Source organism: Bacteroidales bacterium (genome assembly GCA_035647615.1).
GTDB lineage: Bacteria > Bacteroidota > Bacteroidia > Bacteroidales > 4484-276 > SABY01.
On record DASRND010000002.1, the window covers coordinates 14,527 to 39,946 of the forward strand.

Annotated in this window: 12 protein-coding genes; 7 read left to right on the top strand and 5 right to left on the bottom strand. The window is 47.0% G+C overall.

The window, feature by feature from the left end; genetic code table 11:
• Positions 1 to 91 precede the first annotated feature (91 nt).
• Positions 92 to 904: a 5'-nucleotidase, lipoprotein e(P4) family gene (locus VFC92_00375; GenBank protein ID HZK06628.1), complete on the top strand. Its 813-nt coding sequence runs from the start codon at positions 92 to 94 to the stop codon at positions 902 to 904.
• Positions 905 to 1,262: 358 nt separating this feature from the next.
• Here VFC92_00375 and sprA read toward each other — a convergent pair whose 3' ends face one another.
• Positions 1,263 to 8,486, bottom strand: a complete 7,224-nt coding sequence (gene sprA, locus VFC92_00380) for a cell surface protein SprA (protein ID HZK06629.1) — start codon at positions 8,484 to 8,486, stop codon at positions 1,263 to 1,265.
• A 170-nt stretch (positions 8,487 to 8,656) separates the two neighbouring features.
• Entirely contained in the window at positions 8,657 to 9,253 is a 597-nt protein-coding gene (gene ruvA / locus VFC92_00385) for a Holliday junction branch migration protein RuvA (GenBank protein ID HZK06630.1), read from the bottom strand.
• Between the two features lie 555 nt (positions 9,254 to 9,808).
• On the opposite strand from ruvA, the gene VFC92_00390 reads away from it, so the two are divergent.
• From VFC92_00390 to VFC92_00400, 3 genes are all read left to right on the top strand, one after another.
• Complete coding sequence (locus VFC92_00390) at positions 9,809 to 12,127, top strand: NADP-dependent malic enzyme (GenBank protein HZK06631.1); 2,319 nt, start codon at positions 9,809 to 9,811, stop codon at positions 12,125 to 12,127.
• A gap of 291 nt (positions 12,128 to 12,418) precedes the next feature.
• Entirely contained in the window at positions 12,419 to 14,125 is a 1,707-nt protein-coding gene (locus tag VFC92_00395) for a Na/Pi symporter (GenBank protein ID HZK06632.1), read from the top strand.
• 8 nt (positions 14,126 to 14,133) lie between these two features.
• Positions 14,134 to 16,401 (top strand): inorganic phosphate transporter, encoded by a 2,268-nt coding sequence (locus VFC92_00400; GenBank protein ID HZK06633.1) that lies wholly within the window; start codon positions 14,134 to 14,136, stop codon positions 16,399 to 16,401.
• 954 nt (positions 16,402 to 17,355) lie between these two features.
• Here VFC92_00400 and prmC read toward each other — a convergent pair.
• Positions 17,356 to 18,228: a peptide chain release factor N(5)-glutamine methyltransferase gene (gene prmC, locus VFC92_00405; protein HZK06634.1), complete on the bottom strand. Its 873-nt coding sequence runs from the start codon at positions 18,226 to 18,228 to the stop codon at positions 17,356 to 17,358.
• 20 nt (positions 18,229 to 18,248) lie between these two features.
• Here prmC and VFC92_00410 point away from each other — a divergent pair, with 20 nt between their 5' ends.
• From VFC92_00410 to VFC92_00420, 3 genes are all read left to right on the top strand, one after another.
• Positions 18,249 to 19,010 carry an XdhC family protein gene (locus VFC92_00410; protein ID HZK06635.1) on the top strand — a complete coding sequence of 254 codons (762 nt, stop codon included), beginning with the start codon at positions 18,249 to 18,251 and terminating at the stop codon, positions 19,008 to 19,010.
• Between the two features lie 255 nt (positions 19,011 to 19,265).
• Positions 19,266 to 21,872, top strand: a complete 2,607-nt coding sequence (locus tag VFC92_00415) for a M14 family metallopeptidase (GenBank protein HZK06636.1) — start codon at positions 19,266 to 19,268, stop codon at positions 21,870 to 21,872.
• Between the two features lie 144 nt (positions 21,873 to 22,016).
• Complete coding sequence (locus VFC92_00420; GenBank protein HZK06637.1) at positions 22,017 to 23,396, top strand: redoxin domain-containing protein; 1,380 nt, start codon at positions 22,017 to 22,019, stop codon at positions 23,394 to 23,396.
• Positions 23,397 to 23,520: 124 nt separating this feature from the next.
• Here the strand turns inward: VFC92_00420 and VFC92_00425 are convergent, their stop codons facing one another.
• The gene (locus tag VFC92_00425) at positions 23,521 to 24,072 is read right to left on the bottom strand and encodes an HDIG domain-containing protein (protein ID HZK06638.1); all 552 of its coding nucleotides are present in this window, start codon (positions 24,070 to 24,072) and stop codon (positions 23,521 to 23,523) included.
• A gap of 12 nt (positions 24,073 to 24,084) precedes the next feature.
• Complete coding sequence (locus VFC92_00430; protein ID HZK06639.1) at positions 24,085 to 25,281, bottom strand: isocitrate/isopropylmalate family dehydrogenase; 1,197 nt, start codon at positions 25,279 to 25,281, stop codon at positions 24,085 to 24,087.
• Positions 25,282 to 25,420 lie beyond the last annotated feature (139 nt).

Sequence of the window (25,420 nt, forward strand, 5' to 3'; positions counted from 1 at the left end):
GTAAATTTTTGAGCGATAAAGTAAATATCTTTGCGCCCTGTTTGGCTTTGCCATCCAAAACCATTTAATTATTGAATAAAATTTAAAGATTATGAACCAACGCACCCTCCTCATTCCATTGATTATAATACTAATGTCAGCCCTTGCTTGTAACCGGCCTCAGCCTGCATCCAAAACCACAAAAGACAGCAACGACTATTTGCTTGCTGCTACGCTTTATCAGCAGCAGGCCGCAGAGTTCCGTGCGCTGTGCTATCAGGCCTACAACATTGCGCACAGCAACATGAACGCCATTTACGACACCGCCACCGATCTCAGCCGCCTTGCCATTGTGATGGATCTTGACGAAACAGTGCTGGACAACAGCGCCTACGAAGCACAAATCATTCTCGACTCGCTGGCCTACCCTCATGGTTGGGATGAATGGATGTACGCGGCAAGCGCCAAAGCACTCCCTGGAGCTGTCGATTTTATAAAGTCTGTCGAAGCAAAGGGTGTACACGTGTTTTACATCACCAATCGCCGTGAGAAATACCGCGAGGCAACAATAGAAAATCTTAAGAAACTGGACATAGCTCCTTTGGATAGCAGCTATCTAATGTTGCGCCTGGAGCAATCGACCAAAGAACCCCGCCGCCTGAAGGTGCTCGAAAACTACCAGATCGTAATGCTCTTTGGTGACAATCTGGTCGATTTTGCTAAAGCCTTCGACGGGCCCCAAAGCAGTAGTCGCCGGGCCGAAGTTACCGACAGCCTACGAGATGCGTTTGGCAATCGTTTTATCGTTTTCCCCAACGTTATGTACGGCGACTGGCTCAACGCGATTACAGATAATGACCATAGCTTTTCGCCACAACAAAAACTGGAGAAATACAAAGCTGTTCTGGAAGGTTTTGAATATTGATATCATGAAGTAGCAGCCGGCAGCTTCAGAGACGCATTGCATGCGTCTAGAAATGATCAATTCCATTCAATTGCTTCGACAAAGTTCAACTTAGGCCTGGCCTATGCTGCATCTATCTTTGCTGACTTTGCCTGCTTTCCTACTTAAATGTTTTAAAAAAAATAGGCAAAGCCTATAAAAAATAGAAAGGACGAGGACTTCGACAAGCTCAGCCACAAAGCCTCGTCCAAACACCAGACATCATACAAACGTCAGTATCGAATCCTGCTGGCAAGGAAATTTCATGAATTTTCTTCACATCAACCCGACAAAGTCTTTGTCTTCAATGGATTCAGATTCGTAAATCAGATATGCATATCTATTGCGCCAGCGTAAAGCGCAGGCTGATACCGCCATTGGTGGTAGAGTTGTGATATTGTGAGGATACGTAGGGATTGTTGATAACCTTGTCGAAGAACAGACGAATGTTCAGCCGTTGGTTCACCATATAATCAGCTGAGGTGTTGATAGAAAGCACCTGTTGGCCCGACGAAACCTGGTTGATTTCCTCATCGATACGGCGCAGAATGGTTTTGTTGTTGCGGATGGAGAAGTCGGCGCGAACGTTCAGGTCGCTCTTCACATTTTGCTTGCCCCCGCTACCGCCCATGCTTTTCACAGCAAATTTCACATCTTTAAAACGATAGCCCAGTCCGATCACAAACTCCTCTGTGTTGACTTCAGTAAGCTGGTTATTCACAAAACTCATCGATAGGTTACGCGATTTCTTGATTTCAAATTTCGTCATCAGACTGTTGATCCAGGTCATGTCGAAGGCAATGAGTGGATTGAATTGCTCGATGATGCTCACCTGCGCATATTGATATTCGGGAATAAAGTTGTCGTTGCTCTTGTATTTAGACGCCGGAAAGCCGTCAATTTCGCGGTAGTCGATCACCGACTGGAAGGAATTGATAGAGTAGTTGCTTCGATAGCCGTGAGTGATGGTGAGGTTGCGCAGGAATTTCTTGAAAGGCTCCACGCGCGACAGTCCGTTGTATGTAACGCGCCAGTTGAGCATGGGTATGTCGGGCATGGGATTGAGGCTGTAGCCGCCGGCAGATTTTCCGGAATAGGCTGCCAAAAACGAGTAGAGAAGTACGTCCTGTTGTGTGGGTCCATATCCTTCCGGATAAAACTGCCCGGTGACGCTGTCTACGACAATTTGCCCGTTGTAGTTGGGATTTTCCGCTGCCAGCCGATAGGCAACCTCCTGCCGGTTATCTTTGAGCTTGATGAAGTTCTCGTTCTGATCTTTGTCGTTATCCTTTACCCAGGCGGTGCCCCACGAGAAAAACGACATACTGAAGCTGCCCTGTTCTACGGGCGAGAACGACGAGAAATCGCCATTTGCATCTGCTTTAAAATATTCCTGATGACTAAGGCTGAAGGTACGGTCGGCGCTCAGTTCTATTTTAAAATCCTGGAATGGCTCGATGGTTCCTCTGAAGTTGAGCTGTTGGTTGTATTTGGTAATGTAGGCCGAGTTGAGCAATGTGTCGGTGGTAAGCCAGCCATTGCGGACAGCTTCGCCACGTATGTCGGCCTGGCTCCCAAACACAAACCCAAGACCGGGAGCATCCATCGCCCAGTTGTTGCCTATCAACGAAGGTTCGGGGATAAAACCGGGCATATAGATTCCGTTGCCTTCGGTGTAGGAAAGCGAAGCACGCTTGAAACTCATGAGTATTTTAAGAAAACCATTGCCAACAATTTTGAAATAATCTTTTTTGGGCTTTGTGGTATCCGCTTCTACACTCTGGGGTTTCTGGTTAGGTTGCCGCGGCGCTGCCCGTTGGTTTCGTTTTGCGCCACTACCCTGGTTAACCTTGGCCAGGAATGGCAGCTTATTGTAAAGTTTGTCGAGCGACACGTTGCCGTTGAGCTGAATGGTATTGGCATTTTCTATCTGGTTGCCGAGCCGTTCCTGCAGCGAAATAGGCGATGCCTGCCACTTGTAGTTAGTCTGGTAGCGTGCTGTTGCCGTCACCCAGTCGAGCAGTGGTATTTTATTGATCGGTAATGTATAGGTCACATTCAGATTGTGGGTGTAGGTATTTATGGTACCCAGATCGAGAATCTGATCGTGTATTCGCTCTCGTTTCACATCGTAGTTGGGATCATCTTTTTCAAGCGATCCGGGTAGCTCGTCGATGTAAGCGAGCACATTGGCTTTGTAATCAAAACGCAGCGATGTGGCGAGATCCCAGCGTAAATCGTAAATGCGCCGCCAGTCCCACTTTTTCATGTAGGTAGGTTCTATAAGCACCTCGTACTCACTCTTGTTGCGCAGCAGCCGCTTGCCATACTCACGCGTCATGTCGGTGCGCACGGAGAAAAGCTTGGGCATCAGGTAAAAGTTGAAATCTTTGATTAGCGCAAAAGCCTTGCCCTTGAACAGTTTCATAGTACCAAATGGCTTGAAATTCTTGGGGTTGTTATTAAAATTATAACCTATACCTCCCTGGTAGATTTTCTTTGAATCGTAGGCAATATCAATATTTCGTGCAAAGGTTTCTGAATAAGAAAAGGTAAAGTCGAGATTTTCGACATCATAAAAATGGCTTTTGTTGGTAGCTCCCACACGATCCTTGCGCATATTAATAAAGTTGAGATTTTTGCGCATAACAAAATCCTCATTCATGGCTTTTATCGAGTCACGTGCTGAAGGGTTGTGGGTTTCCAAATCTTTTTTAAGGATAATGTCCGGGTCGAGCTGGTTGTATTTGGGCGTGATGCGTGATTCCGAATAGTCGAAATGCATCGGTATGCGTATGCCAAATTTCTCCGGAAAGAATTTACCCAGCTCCAGGTTGGTGGAGATGTCGAAGTTTTTAACGAATTCCTGCGAACGCTGGGTGGTTTTTTTCTCAATGCTACCATAGCCGGGCGTGCTGTAAAGGCCGGAAATGGAGAGATTACCCAGATCGGCCAGGTCTGTTTTTATACGTGCAGTAGCTGCCAGTCCACCTTCGTCGTTGAAATCGGTGAGGCGCATTTCGTTTATCCAAATTTCAGCAGATTTGCTCAGGCCATCGTCGCTGCTGGTAGCCGAAGTTTTCTTGGGATTGCGCACTCCGATCATAATGGCTTTTACATCGCTGATGCTCGGGCTTCCTAATACCGTAACTTTGTTGGGACCATCAAAACCATAATAGGGTACATTGAGCGAAACACCAGAGCCGGCGGTACGCATCTGCACATTACGCTGAAGTTTAAAATCCACCAATCGTTTCAGGTCGATGTTAAAACTATTTTCACTGGGCCAAATGGCTTCGACGCTGGACCTGGAGGTACCCCATGGCGTGAAGGTGAGCGGTATTTCATACTCATAATAGTTCTCGGTAAGGTCGGCACCAATGCGCATAAACACGGTGAGGTCGCCGTAGCTGAGATCTTGCTCTTCGAGTAGCTTTTCGGCATGGACAAACATTTGTAGTTTTCCATATTGACGGAAGTCAAAATCAGTGGTTTTGTAGGCACCGCGGGCATCCCCATCCAAGAGGTTGTTTACGCGCAGCACCATGGCCTGTTCGTTGAGCTGCTGCAGGTTGGTGGTACCGATGTTTATTTCGCGTTCGATGCCGGGAGGAATAACGTAAGGGATAGGCTGCCGGCTGCCGTTTTCTTCGATATTTACCGAAAGGATATCAAAGGCTGTTTCACTTTGGATGTCGTTGGGAATATATTCGCCGGGCGAAAGCAGATCGTAGCGATAACGCCGCCAGTTGCCGCGCACCAGCTCGAGGGTTGCAAAGCGCAAAACAGTAGGTGCATTAAAACCTTTCATAAACATGCGCATGAAGCGGATGCTCTGGAAATCCTGAATTCCGCCCACAATTTTATCCGGGTCGCGCACGGGTATTTTAAACTGATACCATTTCACTTCCCCAACCTGGTTGTTGGGCAAACGAATTCCTTTGGCATCATAAACATCGGTGATGTAGTTCTGGCCGACTTGCATAGTGTTTGGATCGAGCACCACCTTGTACTGGAAATAGCGTTCCGATTCGCTCAGCGTGTTGTCGCGGTTGATGTCTTCCACGTCGGGCAGATTGGTGGCAAGGGTGGAGTTGCCTCCGACATTATCGCCTTGTTCGGGTGAGTTGCCTTCGGTACCGTTGTATCTTTTATAACGTTCCAGAATACTGCTGTAGGTTGGATCTTCGTCGTAGTCGGCACCTCTGAAATAATGGTAATTGTCGTTGGAAGGGTCTTCATAGGCACGCTGGAAAGCTTCTGAATTGTTGCCATGCAATGCGATGATGCGCTGCAGATAGATGGGATCGAAGAAGCTTCGTTCGTCATCATCGCCTAGGCCGTCGAGGCCCACATCCTGAAACTTGCGGGCGCCAGGCTCATTGCTAAAGTTAGGCACCAGTGCCTGCAGCGTGGGTACACGTCCCCAGATAGTTGTGTCAACATTTTCGACAACAGCAGAGGTAGGAAGACCGTGTTCGTATGATTTACGCGAATCGCGCAGAATATCTTCGGAGATGTCGCCCAGGTTAAAATAGAGTGCTCCCGCGGAATTCTGGCCACTGGTAAAAGGATCCATCATCCAGAACTCGATATACTCCACGTTGGTGGCCTCAAAATCCGTTGATGATATTTCGCGCATAACGCCACCCCAGCGGCTTTCGGGATCTTTGAGCGTTCCGTCCGGGTTGATACCCGCCGAGATGCCCGGCTGTCCCTCTACGTCGTAGTTGTAAGGACCACGCTTGTTAGGATAAAAAGCCAGGTTGAGAATAGGAATATTGGTAGGAATGCCGTTGATAACATCTTTGTTGGGAAACACTTCGGTTTCGAGTACCTGACGCACCAGGTTGTCGGAGAGTTCATTCAGGTCGACGTTGGGTGGCCGCGTGGTTCCGGTTTGTTCGTAGAACAGCGGGTCTATAACGTACCAGGCCAGCCTGCCGCGGTTGTAACCATACATCCGTCCTGTTCCCGGAGCACCTTCCGGAAAGAGGCCGGTTTCGGTTTGCTTTTCTGGCGTACTGGCCAGTTTCCACCAGTGTGGCTGCTTCAGGTCGATGGTAGATTTGCTGCCTTCAAAGTCGTCGATGTAGGAGGTGCCGCTGCGACCAATAGCCTTGCTGTGTCCCGGAATAAAATGCGCAAACTCCCCATCGATGGTCACACGCGATTCCTTTTTGGTTTTGATAAAAGGGAGCGCATCCACCATTTTGGTGATAAATCGCGATTTGGTCTGCCAGGCAAAATCCATCCCCCAGATGGTGTTGGAGATGGGGTCGTCGCCATAGTTTACTTTTTGCGTAAGCGGGCGCTCGGTAAGGTTGAGGATTGTACCACCAATGTTAAAATCTTCGTTTATGCGATAATCGATGTGGGTACCTATCAGCCGCTTTGTCTGGATATTAAAAAAAGACTGGCTTTCCATCGAAATATTAATAGGCGTTCCAGAATTGAGTACGCCTTCGTTGATAATGTTGACGCGGCCTAGCGTGTAATCTACTGTATAGTCGACATTTTCTGCGAGCGGCACTCCACCTGCAGTAACCCTTACCGAACCCTGTGGTACATTGATGGCATTGAGCGAAATCTCCGATCCCGAAGAGGATTTATAAAAGCCATCCAACATGAATTTATTTTTTTCAGGATATTGTTGCGCCCCGTTTTTGGTGAGGGTGTACAAAGAGTCGTAGGCGTAGCGGTCAGCGATTTCAGGGTCTCCGATTTTGGAGCGGAGGTAGTTGCCGAAAGGCTGCAACATTGTAAAGTAAATGCGGCCGTTGGAACCCTGGATTGTACCACCACTGGTGGACGCGCCATTAATAAAGTCGAAGATGCCATCGTGGGGCGGGTTGAGCTGCGGATCGAGATTATCAAAATTCAATACCCTAATCAGCGGTATACCACTGGCGTTGCCGGCATCCACAAGATAACTGGTAGGAACACCATTGTCGTTTCCCGAATAGAGAATATTGAGAATAAAATCTTCGGCCTGCACCTGATAGGCTCCGATGGCGTAAACGTTTTTCATCATCAGATTCCAGATGGGCACGCGGGTGTTGAGCGATGTGCTCTTAAGCAGTTTAACAATCAGGTTTTTGGGCGTGTTGATCCCTTCATCCGAAAATTCGCCCACCTGATAAATAGTGGTGTCGCCAATCACATTGTATTGATAAGCTACTCCCAGCATCTGGTCGCTGTTGAGAGTGGTGTTGAGCGAGATAAATCCCAGCTTGCTGTTGAAGCTAAATTCATTTTGCGAAAGCTTCCTTGCGTTTTCCACTTTTACAAACTCGATACCTGCATCATAACCAAAGGGAGGCCCTTCGAGCAGCGTCGATACGGTGTTGATGTCGCGGACTTGCGTTTGGTACTGCATCAGCATCTCCATCAGGTTGTTGGAGCGGTACATGTCGGGAAACACGAAGTAACCGGGGGTGAGGTTGCCGGAGTATGGATTGCGTTCGCCCAAATCCTGGAAAGCTATGATGTTGCGGTTTTCGGTAACGGCAGCGCCAATGTTGGTAACCCACACCTCTATCTTGGTGATGTTCACATTGGAGCGCACTACGGGCAACTCGGTGAGGGCGCTGTCGTAGTTATTTACAAAATATTGTGCCAGCAGGAAGTGCTTATTTTCTTCGTATTGGTCGGCCCGAAGGGTAAAGGCATTGGTTTGCCCGCCGCCCTGCACTGTGATGTTGCTGGTCTCACTTTTTTGTTCTGAATAAATGGCTGTAACAGTGGCGCGCCCAAACTTGAGTTGTGTCTTGATACCAAATAGTGCCTGGCTTCCGGTGATCAGCGTGCTGTTGAGCGGCAGGGTAACGTTACCGGCTTCGATGAGCTGGATGATTTCGTCTTCTTTGCCTTCGTATTTTAGGTTGAGTTTGTTTTCAAATTCAAAAGTAGCCTCGGTGTTGTAGTTGGTCTGAAACTCTATTTTGTCACCAATCTTGGCCAGCACGCTCATCTGGATGTTTTGCCTGAAGTCGAAATTCACCACATTACGCTGCCGTACGTTGAGGGCCGGGTCATCGCGACGGTTGGCCAGGATGCCAAAGGTAAGTTCGGCCGATCCTTGCGGGCGGATGTCGATGGTGTTGGAGCCGAAGATGCGCTCGAAAGCCTCGCCGCCGATATAAATCTGCGGGATGATGCCGTCGCCGCGAGCATTGGCGCCGGATGCTCCGGCACGCTCGCGCCAATAGTTGTCGACAGAACGATCCAGGTCATATTTCAGATAATCATCCAGAGTCATGCTATAGGGCGAACGATAGTCGATATTGCCCATCTTGCGCCGGATGATGTATTCGTTGGTTTCCGGATTGTATTCAGTTTGGGTGGTAATGTTGGAAGGCTCTTTGAGATAAAGCGGCGATTGCGCCGGAACGTCTGTGGCGTTCACCGTTTTGTCGCGAAAGGGATAAATAAGATCCAGGCTGTCGGGGGGAGCTATCAGCACCATTCCGCCTTTTCCTTTCGCCGTGGGGTTGCCAAAGCTGGTAAAATTAAGGAGTGTAAAGAGTGAAAGGATCAGCAGGTATGTTGTTTTCTTTCTCAAAAAAAGGCCTTTTTAACTGGTTTTTGCTCTAGGGTCGACTTGCACGTAAAAAGTGGCCTGGAACTCCGACGGGCAAAACATTGCTCTATTGGCGTACGCGATGAAAATGTGTATGCTAAAAAGATTTGTCCCCGATTCATTATGGCTGGTTTTCCGAAGCTCTGTATTTATCACAAAATTTTTAACGCATCTCTTATCAGTAGCTCTACCGACAAGTCGGGATTTTTGCTTAGCAGTTTCTCCAAAGCCTTTGCAGCCGTCGCTTTGCTAAACCCCAGCGTAGTAAGTCCAATTAACGCCTCATCCTTACGGGTATTGTGCGCAGTTCCTAAAAATTCAAGTGCCGAAGTTTCTTTGCCAATCTTATCCTGAAGGTCTACGATGATGCGTTGTGCCGTTTTGTTGCCGATGCCTTTTACAGCTTTAAGTGCTACCAGGTCGCCCTGCGAAATGGCTGTAATAATTTTGTCGGGCGAGAGCGACGAAAGCATCAGCAAGGCCGTGCTGTTGCCCACTCCCGACACGGAAATGAGTAACTTAAACAACTGCCGCTCTTCCTTCTGAAAAAATCCGTACAGCACAATTCCAACCGGTGTGGTGGCCTCCACGCGAAAAGTCTGATGAGCGAAAAGCCGCACTCGCTCCAGGTCTTTAATATTAGAAAAAGTTTGCAAAGAGATATGCATCAGGTAGCCTATGCCGCCATTTTCGATGACAACAAAAGCCGGATTTTTTTCGATAAGTTTCCCATCAATAAATTCAATCATAACCGTAGTATCTTAATAATTTTTGTGTTGATGCAAAAGTAATAATTAGTGCCTGCCTGGGAAATCGAAGAAAATAGGTTGTCGCGTTGATGGGTTATCTGGTTGTCTCGTCGAAGGAGTAGTAGCCGGCATTTGGACGAGGCTGTGACTCGTCCTTTCTATTTCTTAGGCTCTGCCTGGTAAAATTTAAAAAACATTTGTGTAGAAAACTGCCGAAGCCTGCAAGGAATAGATGTATCATAGGCAGAGGCAGAAGCAAAGCCAAGGCTGAACTGTTGGGATGTCGGCCAGAAGATTCATGAGTTTTTAGAAACTTTTTTTAATAACGAACCGCAACTACCGGCTGCGGACTGGCGACTGACCCGTTCTGCTGTCGGTCTCGAAATTTATAAAGGTTCTAAATAACAATTTGATTCGCTGATAAACAACACGATAGGCAACGATCAAAATATTTAATTGGCCAAAAACAGGGAATAAAAGAAATAACGTCAGGTTATTCGTAAATTTGTCCGAATAACAATTTTCGATACAAAAAAAATAAATGAACAAATAGTTATGGATACATTATTCAGAAAAGACGCCCTAACCTATCATGCGGAAGGACGCCCGGGGAAACTTGAAGTAATCCCCACCAAACCCTACAACACCAGACGTGACCTCTCACTGGCCTACTCTCCCGGAGTAGCCGATCCATGTCTGAAAATCGCCGACAATCCCGATGATGTTTATAAATACACCGGCAAAGGCAACCTTGTGGCAGTTATCTCCAATTGCACTGCGGTACTTGGGCTGGGCGACATCGGCCCGCTGGCAGGCAAGCCTGTGATGGAAGGCAAAGGACTGCTGTTTAAGGTTTTTGCCGACATCGATGTTTACGATATCGAAGTTGACCTGAAAGACACCCAAAAATTTATTGATACTGTGGTGGCCATCGCTCCTACTTTTGGCGGTATCAATCTGGAAGACATCAAAGCTCCCGAATGTTTCGAGATAGAGCGCCGGATACAAGAAGCAGTAGATATTCCGGTTATGCACGACGATCAGCATGGTACGGCCATTATTACTTCTGCCGGATTGCTTAACGCGCTCAAGATTAACAAAAAGAAAATCGAAGAGGTAAAAATCGTTGTCAATGGCGCCGGAGCTGCGGCTATCTCTTGCTCGCGGCTTTACCTCAAGCTGGGCGCCAGGGCCGAAAACCTCGTGATGCTCGACAGCAAAGGCGTGCTGCGCCGCGATCGTACCGATCTGAACGAGACCAAGAAGGAATTCGCTACCGACAAGGATATCCATACCCTCGCTGAAGCCATCGACGGTGCCGATATGTTTTTGGGACTTTCCAAAGGTGGCGTGCTCAAAAAAGAGCTGCTGCTCAAGATGGCCAAAGACCCCATTGTTTTCGCCCTGGCCAATCCTGATCCTGAAATAACCTACGAGGATGCCATGTCTACCCGCGACGATATTATTATGGGCACCGGCCGCAGCGACTACCCCAATCAGATCAATAATTTACTGGGATTTCCTTTCATTTTCAGAGGAGCGCTCGATGTGCGCGCCACCAGCATCAACGATGAGATGAAGCTGGCAGCCAGCTACGCACTGGCCAACCTGGCCACCGAGCCGGTGCCTGATCAGGTAAATGTGGCTTATCACGCCTCCAACTTTACCTTTGGGCGCGAGTACATCATTCCCAAACCTTTCGATCAGCGGCTTATCACCCGCTTAGCTCCGGCAGTAGCCAAGGCAGCCATGGCCAGCGGCGTGGCGCGAAATGAAATTACCGACTGGGCTGCCTACAACGAACGCCTTGTAAAAATGATTGGCATCAGCAATCCGTTGTTGCGCCAGTTGCGCTTCCGCGCAATGGCTGATCCAAAAACCGTAGTGTTTTCGGAGGCTGAGAATTTTACGATGCTCAAAGCTGCCGAACATGTATTCAACCAGAAATTGGCTACACCCATCCTGCTAGGCAACGAAACGAAGATAAAAGATCTCATCAGACAGCACGAACTTGAGCTGCCCGACATCGAAATTATCGATCCCACCAGCGAAAAGGAAACCGGACGACGTGAGCAGTTTGCCAGGTTGCTGTTCGATAAACGCAAGCGCAAAGGTATTACCTTACAAGCAGCGCTGGGCCTTATGAACAACCGCAACTATTTTGCACCCATGCTTGTCGAAACAGGATTTGCAGATGCTATGGTTTCGGGGCTTACCGACAACTATCCGGCTACCATCGGCCCTGCTCTGCAAGTGATAGGAACGAAGAAAAACGCCAGCGTGGTTTCAGGAATGTATATCGTCAACACCAAAGAAGGTCCGATCTTTTTGGCCGATTGCACTGTAAATAAAAATCCTGATACCGAAAAAATGGTTGAGATCGCTCTGCAAACGGCTTCTGCTGTAAAGCAGCTCAAGCTGGTTCCACGTGTGGCGCTGGTCACCTATTCCAACTTTGGCAGCAATCGCGGGCGCGTTCCTGATATGGCTTCCGATGCCGCAAAGATTTTGCACCGCGACTATCCCGAGCTGGTGGTGGATGGTGATATACAAGCCAATGTGGCGCTTAATCAGGAATTGCTCGAAGAAAACTTCCCGTTCTCCAAACTCATAGGCGGACCGGCCAATGTATTGATTTTCCCCTATCTCACTGCAGCCAACATTGCTTACAAATTACTGCAGCAGTTGGGCAAATTTGATGTGATAGGCCCTGTGATTACCGGGATGAACAAGTCGGTACACGTTCTTCAAATGGGCAGTTCTGTTCAGGAGATAATTAATATGGTGATGGTTGCTGTGATAGATGCACAATGCACACAAAAACGTGAAGCCAGCGGCGAAGACGATAACTTTTTTCAAAAAAAGGAGGAATAGGAAAAGGTTGTCGGGTTCCGGAGTTTTGATTTTATATTTGTTTGAGATTTATTTTATGATATCAGCAGACAGCCTTTGCTTGCTGTCTGGCAATTGATAGTCCTTTTAATCCGAAAAAGAGGCTGACAGTAATTACCGAAAATTACGTCAGCCTCTGGTTTTTATTGGCGACCTTTCATATTAACAAATCCTTAAGTTTTGGTTAAATATTTTGTTGCCCGAAACGAAAACAGGAGTTTTGTACCACTTTTTAATGCTTGATACAAATCGTGAAAACAGGTAACAAAACGAATGACTCCAGGTGAGATAATATTGCAGATACTTTCGCTTGCAGGATCAGTAGTGATTTTTCTGTATGGGCTGAAAACCATGAGCGAGTCGCTGCAGAAGCTTGCCGGAGAACAGTTGCGCAGGTTGCTGTCACGCATAACTACCAATCCCTTCAGAGGTGTAATTACGGGCGTAGGTGTTACGGCAATCGTTCAATCTTCATCGGCTGTTACGGTGATGCTGGTAAGCTTTGTTAATGCCGGTCTGATCACTTTTACGCAGTCGCTCGGCGTAATCTTTGGCGCTAACATCGGCACCACCATTACTGTCTGGGTCATTTATCTCCTCGGATTCAGCACCCCCTTTAATATCCAACAATTGCTGCTGCCTTTGGCGGCGCTGGCTTTGCCACTTCTGTTCCTACGCAAAGCAAAAAATAAGGCTTTCGCCGAAATGATTATCGGCTTCGTGCTGATCTTTACCGGCCTAATCTTTTTTAGGGAGGTTCTGCCGGCTATCAGCGAAAATTTCGTCCTTTCACATCACCTGCTTTTCCCTGATAATTTTTATCTCAACTCTTTTTTATTTGTTTTGATGGGTATTCTTGCAGCGCTGATATTTCAGTCGTCGGTTGTTACCATCACGCTCACCATGGTTCTTGCATCGCAAGGCTGGCTTGGCTGCAGTGCAGCTCTGGCCCTGTTACTGGGCGCAAATGTCGGAACTACTTTAACAGCTAATCTTGCTGCAATCGTCACCAACCGACCAGCCAAAAGAACCGCATTGGCGCATCTGCTTTTCAATACGCTGGGTGTAGTTTTGATTTTCCCGTTTATCAATATTATCGCCCATTTCATCGAAGGTTTTACCCTGCCAGCGACTAATCCTGAAAATTCAATTCCGCTGGGGCTGGCTATTTTTCATACAATTTTTAATATCATCAATACAGTGATAATAATAGGGCTGCTGACACCTTTTAGTAAAATGTGCTTTGGGTTTTTGCCCAAACAAAAAAGTTCAGCAAAACGTTTTTCATTGAAATTTTTGAGTGGAAACCTATTTTCAACAGCCGAGCTGAGCATTCTGCAAGACAAAAGAAAGCTCGATGATTTTATCAAAATCATTTCAGAAATGTTTACTATCGTATCCTCATTACTGAATGAGAAAGACGATCGGAAATTTGCCAGGAAACACAAAGCGCTACGGCGCAATTATAAAATGGTAAAGGAAACACAACAGGAAATCGACGTGTATCTGCAAAAGCTTTCACAGGAAAAGCTGACGCCCAGCGGAGGCTCGCATTTGAAAGCTATGACTCAAATCAACGAAAGTCTGGCAGACATAGCCGCCACAGTCATGAAGATGGTGCAGGTAATCGAACAAAAAAATGAAGCGAAAGCCTGGTTTTCGCAGGAACTAAGAAATAAACTGACGCATAGTCTGCAACTTATCCCGGAAGCTCTGGCCCATAATAACAATATGTTTGCAGGCGACTTATCCAATCCATTAGATTCCTCAATTCACGAACTCCGATTTTACCCTGAAACTTTGGCACAGGAGCCCGAAGCATTAAAAACCCAAATCGCCTCCAATGCCGCATCGCATTACCAACAACTTCTGGATTTGATCATTATCTCGGGCGGGCTGGCTGGGCGCATCGATGCTGCTGTTTTGGAGCTTGACGAAAACATCTCTTTACGTAATAACCGAACGAAAAATAAACTTTAGAAGAAGCTATGGAAACACTCTATTTGATTATTGTCGTAGTGCTACTTATGCTGGCCGTCTCCGATCTGATTATCGGCGTAAGCAACGATGCCGTCAATTTTCTCAATTCGGCTGTCGGTTCACGCGTAGCGCCTATGCACGTCATTATGATTATTGCCAGCGCCGGCGTGCTCATTGGTACCACCTTTTCGAGTGGACTGATGGAGGTGGCCCGTAAAGGAATTTTTCATCCTGAGCAATTTGCCTTCTCAGAAATCATGATCATTTTTCTGGCGGTAATGATTACCGACGTCATGCTGCTCGACCTTTTCAACACTTTTGGATTGCCCACCTCCACCACGGTATCCATTGTATTCGACTTGCTGGGAGCATCCGTAGCCATGTCGGTGATCAAGATCAGCCAATCGCCACTGGAAACATTGCACGACATCGGCAAATACATCAACTCCGAAAAGGCGCTGGCCATTATTACAGGTATCCTGCTCTCGGTGATCATAGCTTTTGTTGTCGGAGCGGTGGTGATGTATCTCTCGCGATTGCTCTTCACTTTTCGCTACGAGAAAAAACTCAAATATTTCGGCTCGGTATGGGGCAGCATCGCCATCACCGCCATTACTTTTTTTATGTTGATAAAAGGAGCCAAAGGCGCAAGCTTTATCACCCCGGATATGAACATCTGGATTGAAAGCCATACGTTTACCATCATCACCTATAGCCTGATTGGCTGGACTGTTATTCTGCAATTGTTGTATTGGATTTTTAAAATAAGTGCGCCCAAGCTCATTGTTCTGATAGGAACTTTTGCGCTGGCCATGGCCTTTGCCGGCAACGACCTGGTAAACTTTATCGGAGTGCCGCTGGCAGGTTTAAAATCATACCAGTTGTTTATGGCCGATGGGGGTGCCAATCCCGATGGTTTTATGATGAAGGCGCTGGCAGATCCGGTAAATACGCCCACTTACGTCCTGTTGCTGGCCGGAATGGTGATGGTACTAGCACTCTGGTTCTCCAAAAAAGCCCGTTCAGTGCTGGCCACAAGCATCGATCTTAGCCGCCAGAGTCATGGCGAGGAGCGCTTTGGCGCTTCGGGGCTTTCCCGCTCGGTAGTGCGTGGCGCCCTTAACATCAACAAAAGCATTTCAGCATTGATTCCTGCGTCCATCAGTGCCCGTCTCGAAAAGCGTCTTGAATATCCCAAAGACCTGAAAAAGAAAGCCAAGGCCAAAGATGCTCCTTCTTTTGATGTCATCCGCGCCTCGATGAACCTGCTGGTAGCAAGTATTCTCATCGCTATAGGGACTTCTATAAAATTACCGCTCTCTACCACCTACGTTACTTTTATGGTAGCCATGGGTACCTCGTTGGCCGATCGCGCATGGAATCGCGACAGCGCGGTGTATCGTATACAGGGCGTATTTTCAGTTGTCGGCGGATGGTTTCTTACAGCCATCATGGCTTTTACGGTTGCTTTTACCGTTGCCAACATCATTTACTGGGGCGGCGTAGCAGCTATTTTCATCATGCTACTGTTGGTTGCAGTATTGATTTATCGTACCCATGTGATGCACAAATCCAAAGAGACTGAAAAACTTGAAGAGGAAAAAGAAAACATGTATGTTCAAGAAATCCGCAACATGTCGTCGGTCTATGCCGAATGTCAACATCAGACCACACATGCCCTCACCAAGGTACCGCAGTTTTTTGAAGCTTTGGTGAATGGTATTAATAATGAAGATCGTATTGCTCTGAAGGAGCTTAGAAAGGATGTTAAGAAATTCAACAAGAAAACTAAGAAAGCCAAAGACAACATCGACGAAACCTTGCGTAATCTTCAATTTGAACAGATAGGTACCGGTCATTTTTATGTTCAGAGCATCGACTATCAGCGAGAAATTGCCCATTGTATCAATTACATGGTCAATCCGTCTTACGAACACATTCGCAACAACCACACGGGCTTCAACGAGAAGCAGGCCGAAGAGATGCTGCAACTCGCCAAAGGCATTACCAAAATGTACCGCGACATTATCAAAAGCATCGACTCGGGCAACTATGTTGGTCTCGACAACATTTTGCTGCTACAGCAAAAATTGCTGGACTTGATCAATGAGATACGCATCAACCAGGTGAAACGTATCCGTACCGACGACAAGCACCCGCGCACCAGCCTCCTGTTCCTCGATGTTTTAGCGGAAACAAAAAATATGTTGTTGTATTCTATCAACCTGTTGAAATCGCAGCGTGATTTCATTAATGAGATCAACAACAAAAAATAGAATTTAAATATACAAGACAACAGAATTCTAAGAAACAAAGCAATTCGTACAGTAAATATTTCAGCTTCCAAGCAGGAGATCTCCCCTCTCCTGACTTCGACAATGCGTCACCCTAAATTTTTTGTCCGGATTTTCTACCTTGTTTTGTAGGCCACTTTATAGCTTCGTAACCGATTAAAATCCTACGACAATTTATTAAATTTCAAGGGGGGAAAAAGCTCCGTAGGAGCGATATTATGGTAGAATGAAGTAACGGTAAAAACGCAAATCTCCTCAGGAGCGGCATTATCGAGAACTAAAGATATTTTCTGTTGAATTATCAATTTTAATGCTTCCATAATATCGCCTCTACGAGGCTTTTTTCTCCGGTTCTCAATTTTCTACCATACTGTCACCTCTACGAGGCTCTTGCCACAAGCCTTTATTTCATTCAAGTACTACTCAAAAATAATTTTTTGTCACTATTGTTGCCCTGTTCCCCAGTACAGTAAATATTTCTGCTTCCAAGCAGGAGATCTCCCCTCTCCTGACTTCGACAATGCGTCACCTTAAATTTTTTGTCCGGATTTTCTGTTTTGTTTTGTAGGCTCACTTTATAGCTTCGTAACCGATTAAAATCCTACGACAATTTATTACATTTCAAGGGGAAAAAAAGCTCCGTAGGAGCGATATTATGGTAGAATGAAGTAACGGTGAAAACGCAAAGCTCCGTAGGAGCGGCATTATCGAGAACTAAAGATATTTTCTGTTGAATTATCAATTTTAATGCTCCCATAATGTCGCCTCTACGAGGCTTTTTTCTCCGGTTCTCAATTTTCTACCATAATGTCACCTCTACGAGGCTCTTGCCACAAGCCGTTATTTCATTCAAGTAGTACTCAAAAATAATTTTTCGTCACTATTGTTGCCCTGTTCCCCAGCATAACGACTGATACCTGTTTTGCCTATCCTTAGTTATTCCGACTTTTGCGCCCTCACCATACGGATGCATCCACGCAGATCGTGGCGCAGCTCAATGTTTTGATAACCTGATGCGGCCAATATCCCGCGCGTTTCATTACCAAAGCGTTCATTTATTTCCATAAAAATATTGCCACCCGAAGTCAGATGCGTTTGCGCAAAAGCTATGATGTGCCGATAAAATAGCAGTGGATCGGCATCGCTTACGTAAAGAGCGCCCGCCGGTTCGTAATCCAAAACGTTGGCCTGCATCTGAGCTTTGTCCGATTCGGTGACATAAGGCGGATTGCTGACGATAACATCAAACAGAGGGAATTGATGGTGTTGACTGCTGTCGGTAATATCGATTCTGAACCATTTCACCGATAGCTGCAAAGCTGCACCATTGGCCGCAGCAACTTCGAGTGCTTCGGCGTTTACATCCAATCCCCAAATTTCGGCTTTAGCCAAACCTTTACAAAGTGCCAAAGCTATGGCTCCGCTGCCGGTGCCGATGTCGAGAAACCTTAATGAATCAGTGGTTTTGTATGTTTTAACAATCCATTCCACAAGCTCTTCCGTTTCCGGGCGGGGTATCAGCACCCGCTCATCCACGAGCAGCCGAAGGCCATAAAAGTCGGTATGACCAAGGATGTATTGAATAGGCCGATGCTGCAGAAGCTCTTTGCATGCAAAATGTATTTTAAGGATTTGAGATTCCGAGAGACGCAAATCTTTATTGGCAATACGCTCTACCCGGCTAATGCCTGCAGTTTCTGAAAGTAAAATATCGAATAGGCTGTTTGCTTCCTGCTCAGGATATAGCTTTCGAAGGTTTCCAGTGTAGGTTGCCCTGATATCTGTAACTTTGTTGCTTTTAATGTTCAAAACAAAACCTTGTTGATAAAATGGAAAATATTTTTGCAAAAATAGACGAAATAAAAAGCTCGGGACAAGTGGCCGCGTTGTGCATTATAACTGATACCAGCGGCTCGGCACCGCGCAAAGCGGGCGCCAAGATGATTGTAACAGAAGCAGGCGCGTCGTACGGCACCATTGGCGGTGGCCAGCTGGAGCAACAGGTAACGGAGCAGGCACTCAGGCTTTGCCGCGAGCGTCAGCAACCTGTCACGCTACACATCGATCTCAAAGACGACACCTCCATGCACTGTGGCGGCAAAGTGTCGGTGTATGTGGAACCGCTGCTGCCCGATGAGCGGCTCGTGATCTTTGGCGCCGGACATGTTGGAGCAGCCCTGGCGCGTCTGGCACGTATGCTTGGTTTTTCGGTAACGCTGGTCGACAATCGTGAAAATCTTACCAAACCATTGATCGAAGAAGGTTTTGAAGTGATCGCGGAGGAGTATATTCCGGCAGCACAAAATCTCGCAACCAATGATCATAGTTTTTTGGTTGTGACAACACCGCAGCACCGGTACGATCATGAGGTGACGGGCATCCTGGCGCAAAAACCAAACAGATATCTGGGCATGATTGGCAGCCGCCGCAAGGTAGCAGAAGCGCAACAATATTTTCTCGACAATAAAATTATCGATCAACCGACAATTGATAAGATAGACATGCCCATCGGGATTCCTTTCAATGCACAAACGCCCGCCGAAATAGCCATAAGCATCCTTGCCAAAATTATCGACGTGCGGAATAGCTGATGGAAGAAGAGCATGGCGCGTGGCGCGTGGAGCATGGCGCGTGGAGCATGGCGCTTGATCGAGAAAAAAATTTTTTGAATTTCCTGAAACTTTTTTTGAATATTTAATGATGAAATTAAAAACCACCTGCTGTGGGCTGGCAACTGCGAACTCTTGACTGTCGGCTCACTAACCTCTAATTTCTAACCTTTTATATCCAATTTCTATTTCTAAAATAGTCATTCGTTATTCATGGGCAAAAAAATAGTTTGATGAATGGGTCGCGAACTCATAGTTTTGGATACATTTGCCCTGTTAATAGAGACCAAAGGCATGGTGAGACGATTATTGTTATTGATAATTCTTTGCGGAACAGCAAGCGTTATTTCTGCACAGGAGACTGATTATTACCTCATACAAATTAATTCTGATGCTGCTTTGCTTCGGCAGATTTCCGAAATGGGAATTTCTATCGACCTCCAGGGAGCAGATGGAACAGCTACTTTGGAGGTTTCGGCTGACGAGCTGAAGCTGCTCGACCGTCATCATATCAGATATAAAACACTAATTACTAACTTATCGGGATACTATGCTGACCGCAATAAAGGCATGAATCCGACGGAAGTCACCGAACATTTCCGAAATTCTAAAGCGTATCGTGTTCCCGAAAACTTTTCCCTGGGCAGCATGGGTGGCTTTTGTACTTACGACGAAATGCTGGCACACCTCGACAACATGCGCGCGCTCTACCCTGAGCTTATCAGTGCACGTGAGGCGCTGCCCGGTTTTACCATCGAAGGACAACAGGTGTTCTGGCTTCGCATCTCTGACAATCCTGACCAGGACGAACCGGAACCTGCAGTTTTTTACAACTCCCTGATCCACTCCCGCGAACCAGTATCGATGCAGCAGATGCTTTATTACATGTATTTCCTGCTCGAAAATTATTACTCTGATGCTAACATCCAGCGCCTGGTGGACAACACCGAGATGTATTTTGTCCCCTGCATCAATCCCGACGGTTATTTGCACAATCAGGCTACCAATCCTAATGGCGGCGGCATGTGGCGCAAAAACCGGCGGCGGATCAACAACAAGCCTGTTGGTGTGGATATAAACCGCAATTTTGGCTACAAATGGGGATACGATAATTATGGCTCCTCGGCTATTCACAGTAGTAGCACCTACCGGGGGGAAAGTCCTTTTTCGGAACCGGAGACTTGTATAATCCGCGATTTCGCCCTGCAACACTCCTTTAACATCGTGCTCAATTGTCACTCTTACGGCAATTATCTGTTACAACCTTTTGGCTATTCCAACACTGCCAATCCCGCCGATTGTGATTTGTTGCAGCACACCTCCGACCGGCTCACCGGCTGGAATAATTTTACCGGCGGATCTACCTCGCGTTTGCTTTATCTGGTGAATGGCGACGCCACCGATTGGTTTTACGCCGACACCACCAAACAGATGGCGCTAGCCTATACCGTGGAGATCGGTAACAATCTCGATGGCTTCTGGCCGTCGATGGCGCGCATCATTCCGCTTTGTGAGCAGATGGTGCAGGTTAATCTGGAGGCTGCCAGGATTGCCGGATCGTATGTGGAGGCGCACGATTTCTCACCGATGAATCTTTCTGAAAAGAATGGTTATTTAAAAATTGGTTTAAATCGCTCAGGATTGGAAGATGCTCCCGTAACACTTTCGATAAAACCATTGGGCGAAACGTTTGCTTCGACTGGCGCCGCCAAAGTCATCCCATCATTGCCATTGCACGAGCTGATGATCGATTCGATAAGTTATGCGCTAAAACCCGGATTGCTGACGGGACAAAAGTTGCAATATGTAATTACCATCCAAAATGAAAGATTTGTAACGCACGACACGATTACTAAATACACGGGCGAAGCGGAGCTAATCTTCTACGACAATTGCGACGATGCCAGCCATTGGATCAGCAATGCATGGATTTCCGATACACTGCATGCGCACTCAGCGCCGGGCAGCATCATCAGCAACAGTGGTTCGTATTATCCGGTAAATCAGGAGGCGCTGATCGTACTTGACAGAAATATTCCCGTTGCCGGAACTGACGCTCTATGGGTGCGTTTTTTTACAAAGTGGGATTTGGATGGCGGGCGCGATTTTGTGCGTTTTATTGTCTCAAGCGATGGCGGCACCAGTTGGGAGCCGCTTGCCGGACGCTATACTTTGCCAGCCTGGATCGACGGGGAGCAGATGCCCGTTTTTATGAATAAATGCAACAAGTGGGTGGAAGTGTGGATTTTGGTGCCGTTAAAAGATACCGCGCCGCTGCAGCTTGGGTTTTTGCTAACGAGCGATCACAAGATAAGCAAAGCAGGGTTTTGGTTTGATGATTTCCGTATCGAAGCCCTTAGAAATTCAGAGCAGCAGCTAATCACTATTCCTGAAGGCTGGTCGGGTATCAGCTGCTATTTGTATTCCGGCGCTCCGGAACTGCCCGAATTTTTTGGGGAGCATCTCGGTGAAGTTGTTTTCCTGGAGGATGAGCAGGATTTCTATCAGCCCGGCAACGGCAACAGCACGCTCTCGGCGTGGGATTCAGATTATGGCTATCTCATCAAAACAGCGGCGCCCTTTGTCCTTGAAGTGAAAGGACAAACAAAAAAAACCGGGTCGTATCTGCTTTCGGCCGGCTGGAGCCTGATGCCTGTATTTTCGGATACTGAAATAGCGGTAAATACGATCTTCAGCGAGCCGGCCTCCAGTATTGTGATGCTAAAAGAAGCTGCCGGAACACAGATTTATTGGCCGGCCAAAGGAATCGAAACTTTGCAGACCTTGCAGCCCGGCAAATCCTATTTTATCTTTTTGAATAATGAAGCGACGATTACATACTAGGGAGTTTTCGGGTTATCAGTTTGTTGGGTTATTGATATTATGACTTGTTAATTTTTTGTTTTTTTGCTTTTGGAAATTAATTATGAAATGAAGGAATTGTAAGCAACGATAAATTACCCAAAGCTGATGAATGCAAGAAGAGTTATGAGACGAAACTTTTTATTTTTAATAATCATTCTTTTGCCTGCCGGGCTTTTGGCACAGCAGGCAACCATTACAGGCACCATCACCGGGTTGCCGGATGCCGCCATCAAAATCACCGATTTTTACGGTAACGAAAACCGGTTGATCGATTCGGTGAGAACGGATGCCACGGGATCTTTTGGCGTTTCTTTTTCGCAACAGCAGCCTACAGGTCTTTATCGGCTGCGCTGGAACGACCGCGATTATCTCGATATTATTTACGATCAGCAGCCTGTGGTTTATAAAACTGACCTCAGCGCTTTGATTGATAGCCTTGTTTTTATTAAATCATTGCAAAACCAGCATTATTATCAATATCTCAATCTGCGCAATATGACGCAGTTTAAGCTGGAGCTGATAGAGCCGGTGCTGACCTATTATCCTGCCGACAGCACCGATTTTTATAATGCCGTACGCACCGAACATGAGGAAGTGCAGCAGCAACTGGCCGATCTTGTTGCTTCCATTCGCAACCAACACCCCGAAAGCTTTGCTGCCAGCCTGGTGCAGGCCGACTATATGCCGCCGATGCCCGAAACCTTGCAGCCAGAAGAACAGTTGCAATACCTGCGTGTTCACTTTTTTGATGCCGTCAATTTTGAAGACACTTCGCTGCTTTACAGCAATATCGTTTCTAATAAAATTCTTCAATATCTTTCTTTGTATCAAAATAACCGGCTCAACAAAGACCAGCTTGAGATTGAGTTTATCAAGGCTGTCGATCGCATCATGGCGGTTACCAGCGTCAACCAGATGATGTACGAATATGCGCTCGACTTTCTCATACGTGGATTTGAGAGTTATGGTTTTGATAAAGTAAATAATTACATTGCCGATCATATTTCTTTCGACGAAAGCTGCGTGAACAGTGAGCGCAAGGCAGCTCTTGAGAAAAAGGTGGAGCGTTTCAAAAAATTCGCCATCGGCGAAAAAGCACCCGACTTTACTGCGGCAACCCTCGACGGCAAAAAGATCACCTTGTCGGAAATGAAATCTGGTTACACGCTGCTTCTGTTCTGGGCGACGTGGTGCGCACATTGCCCGCAATTGGTAAAAGATATTGCCACCATTTACGAACCGGCACACAACAAAGGTCTCGAAATTGTCGCCGTTTCGATGGACGATAATCCCGAAAAACTGCAAAGATTTCTTAGCGAAGGAAATTTCCCGTGGATACAAATTGCCGACTATCAGAAATGGCAGGGGCCGCTGGTGCAGCAATACGATATTTACGCCACGCCCACCATGCTGTTGCTCTTCAGCGACCAGACCATCCTGGCGCGTCCGGTCAACTTCGATGAGCTGAAGAATGCGCTGTTTGAACGAAATATCCTGCACTAGCAAATTTCATCGACAATAAGATCGATTCTAATTTCCAACCTCTAACTTCAAAAATCATCAATAAAAAAAGGCTGTTGCAAATCAATGCAGCAGCCTTTTTTCAATTTATTCTAAAATTAAAAACCTAAACTTTCAATCTTTCTTTAAAGGGCAGGAAGGTCATAAAGTCGGCGTGGTGAACCACGTAGGCTTCGGTGGTGCGCTTTACGAGGTTGCCTTCGCCGGCGTGTGTGGCAATGATATGACAAACTTCGGGCGGACAGCCGCAGGCCTCGGCCAGCGAGACACCCGAAAACGGATGACGTAGATATTTGCCATAGCTTCCCTGCACTGCAGTTCCGCTGGCGTCGAGTTCATATTCGAGCAGCTTGCCCACATCGGCCAGGATGGCGCCGGAGATGACCACATCCATATCCACGGTAAGTTCGCCATTGTACATGCCGTTGATGGTGTTGCCGGCATCGCGGGCAATGTGCACCACCGAGCGTTTGTGCTCCATAAAACTTACCTTGAGGTCGGGGCCGCAAAGCAGCGTGAAGGGGATACGACGCAGGTCGTCGGCGGTTAGCACACTCTTTTCGAGTGCCAGCTCCCAGGTGCGGGCGGTTTGTTCGCGCAGCGTTTCGTCTTTAATCCATTCCAGCTCGGGCCACAGATCCAATATTTCTTTTTTCATTATTAAAAGCTTTTAAAGTTTTGCAATAATGGCGTCGGCCATCTGATGGGTAGAGGCAGCACCTTTTTCAATAACGTCGGCACGACCGGTCATCTTCATCATATCATAAGTACGCACCTTGCCTTCGGCGATAACTTCGGCTACTGCTTTGCGGATACGTTCAGCCATTTTCTTTTCGCCAACAAAGTCAAGCATCATGCAAGTCGATTCGATCATGGCGATGGGGTTGACGATGGATACGGGATAGTCGGCATATTTGGGCGCCGATCCGTGGGTAGGCTCAAACAGGCCGATGCCGCTGTCGGGGTTGAACTGCGCGGAACAGGCAAAGCCCAGTCCGCCGATGAGGCCTGCAAAACCGTCGGAAGCGATGTCGCCAAACATGTTGCCGGCCACGATCACACCGTATTTTTCGGGATTTTTGGTGAGCCACATCATCTGTGCGTCGATGTTGGTGTTCCAAAGTTCGATGCCGGGATAGTCGGCTTTTTGAATCTCTTTGGCCAATTTATACATCATGCCGGAAGTTTCGCGGATGACGTTGGGCTTTTCGGCAAGTGTCACGGATTTGTAGCCGTAGTTTTTGGCATGCTCAAAAGCGGCGCGCAGAATGCGTTCGGTATGTTTCCGGGAGAAGATACGCGTAGAGATGGAAATCTCAGCTTTTGGATGCATGCCGAAGTTCTTCTTAAACTTGGTATGTGTAAGCATAGCTTCATAAACTTGCTGTGGAGGGTCGCTCCATTCCACGCCGCCATAAAGGCCTTCGGTGTTTTGACGGAAGATCACCACATCTACTTCCGGTTCTTCGATGGTACCACCTGCGCCACGGCGGATAAAGTTGAGCGGGTTGCCTTTGTAAGTATGGCAGGGCCGCACACAGATGTCGAGGCCAAAGTGCTGGCGCAGTCCTACAATTGGGCTAGCATACACAAGACCTTTTTCTTTGAGTTCGGGTTTTAGTTCGTCGAAGGCAGCATCTTTGGGCTTGGAGGTGATGGCGCCAAAGAGTCCGATTTTGTGTTTTTCGAGCAGTTGGAGAGTGCGGTCGGGCAGCGGGTTGCCTTCGTTGCACCAAAAATCCCAGCCGATGTCACCGTGTACGTATTCGGCTTCAAAGCCCGCGGCATCCAGCACGCGGATGGCTTCTTCCAAAACAACTTTTCCAATGCCGTCGCCGGGCATCGTTACAATTTTTCGTTTTCCCATAGCAGATTCTCTTTTCGTTTATCAATTATTAAAAATAAAGTTTGTCTTCATTTTGATGAATGGTGCAAAATTAGGAACTTCTTTGGTACCTGAGGACCCAGCCTTTGATTTTTAATAATTTCTCTCCAATTGGAGGATT

What these genes read in the sequence shown, in the direction of transcription:
- VFC92_00375 (HZK06628.1), top strand. Translation starts at nt 92, where the DNA reads ATGAACCAACGCACCCTCCTCATTCCATTGATTATAATACTAATGTCA.
- VFC92_00390 (HZK06631.1), top strand. Translation starts at nt 9,809, where the DNA reads ATGGATACATTATTCAGAAAAGACGCCCTAACCTATCATGCGGAAGGA.
- VFC92_00415 (HZK06636.1), top strand. Translation starts at nt 19,266, where the DNA reads ATGGGTCGCGAACTCATAGTTTTGGATACATTTGCCCTGTTAATAGAG.
- VFC92_00430 (HZK06639.1), bottom strand. Translation starts at nt 25,281, where the DNA reads ATGGGAAAACGAAAAATTGTAACGATGCCCGGCGACGGCATTGGAAAA.
- VFC92_00395 (HZK06632.1), top strand. Translation starts at nt 12,419, where the DNA reads ATGACTCCAGGTGAGATAATATTGCAGATACTTTCGCTTGCAGGATCA.
- VFC92_00420 (HZK06637.1), top strand. Translation starts at nt 22,017, where the DNA reads ATGAGACGAAACTTTTTATTTTTAATAATCATTCTTTTGCCTGCCGGG.
- VFC92_00410 (HZK06635.1), top strand. Translation starts at nt 18,249, where the DNA reads ATGGAAAATATTTTTGCAAAAATAGACGAAATAAAAAGCTCGGGACAA.
- VFC92_00400 (HZK06633.1), top strand. Translation starts at nt 14,134, where the DNA reads ATGGAAACACTCTATTTGATTATTGTCGTAGTGCTACTTATGCTGGCC.
- VFC92_00425 (HZK06638.1), bottom strand. Translation starts at nt 24,072, where the DNA reads ATGAAAAAAGAAATATTGGATCTGTGGCCCGAGCTGGAATGGATTAAA.
- ruvA (HZK06630.1), bottom strand. Translation starts at nt 9,253, where the DNA reads ATGATTGAATTTATTGATGGGAAACTTATCGAAAAAAATCCGGCTTTT.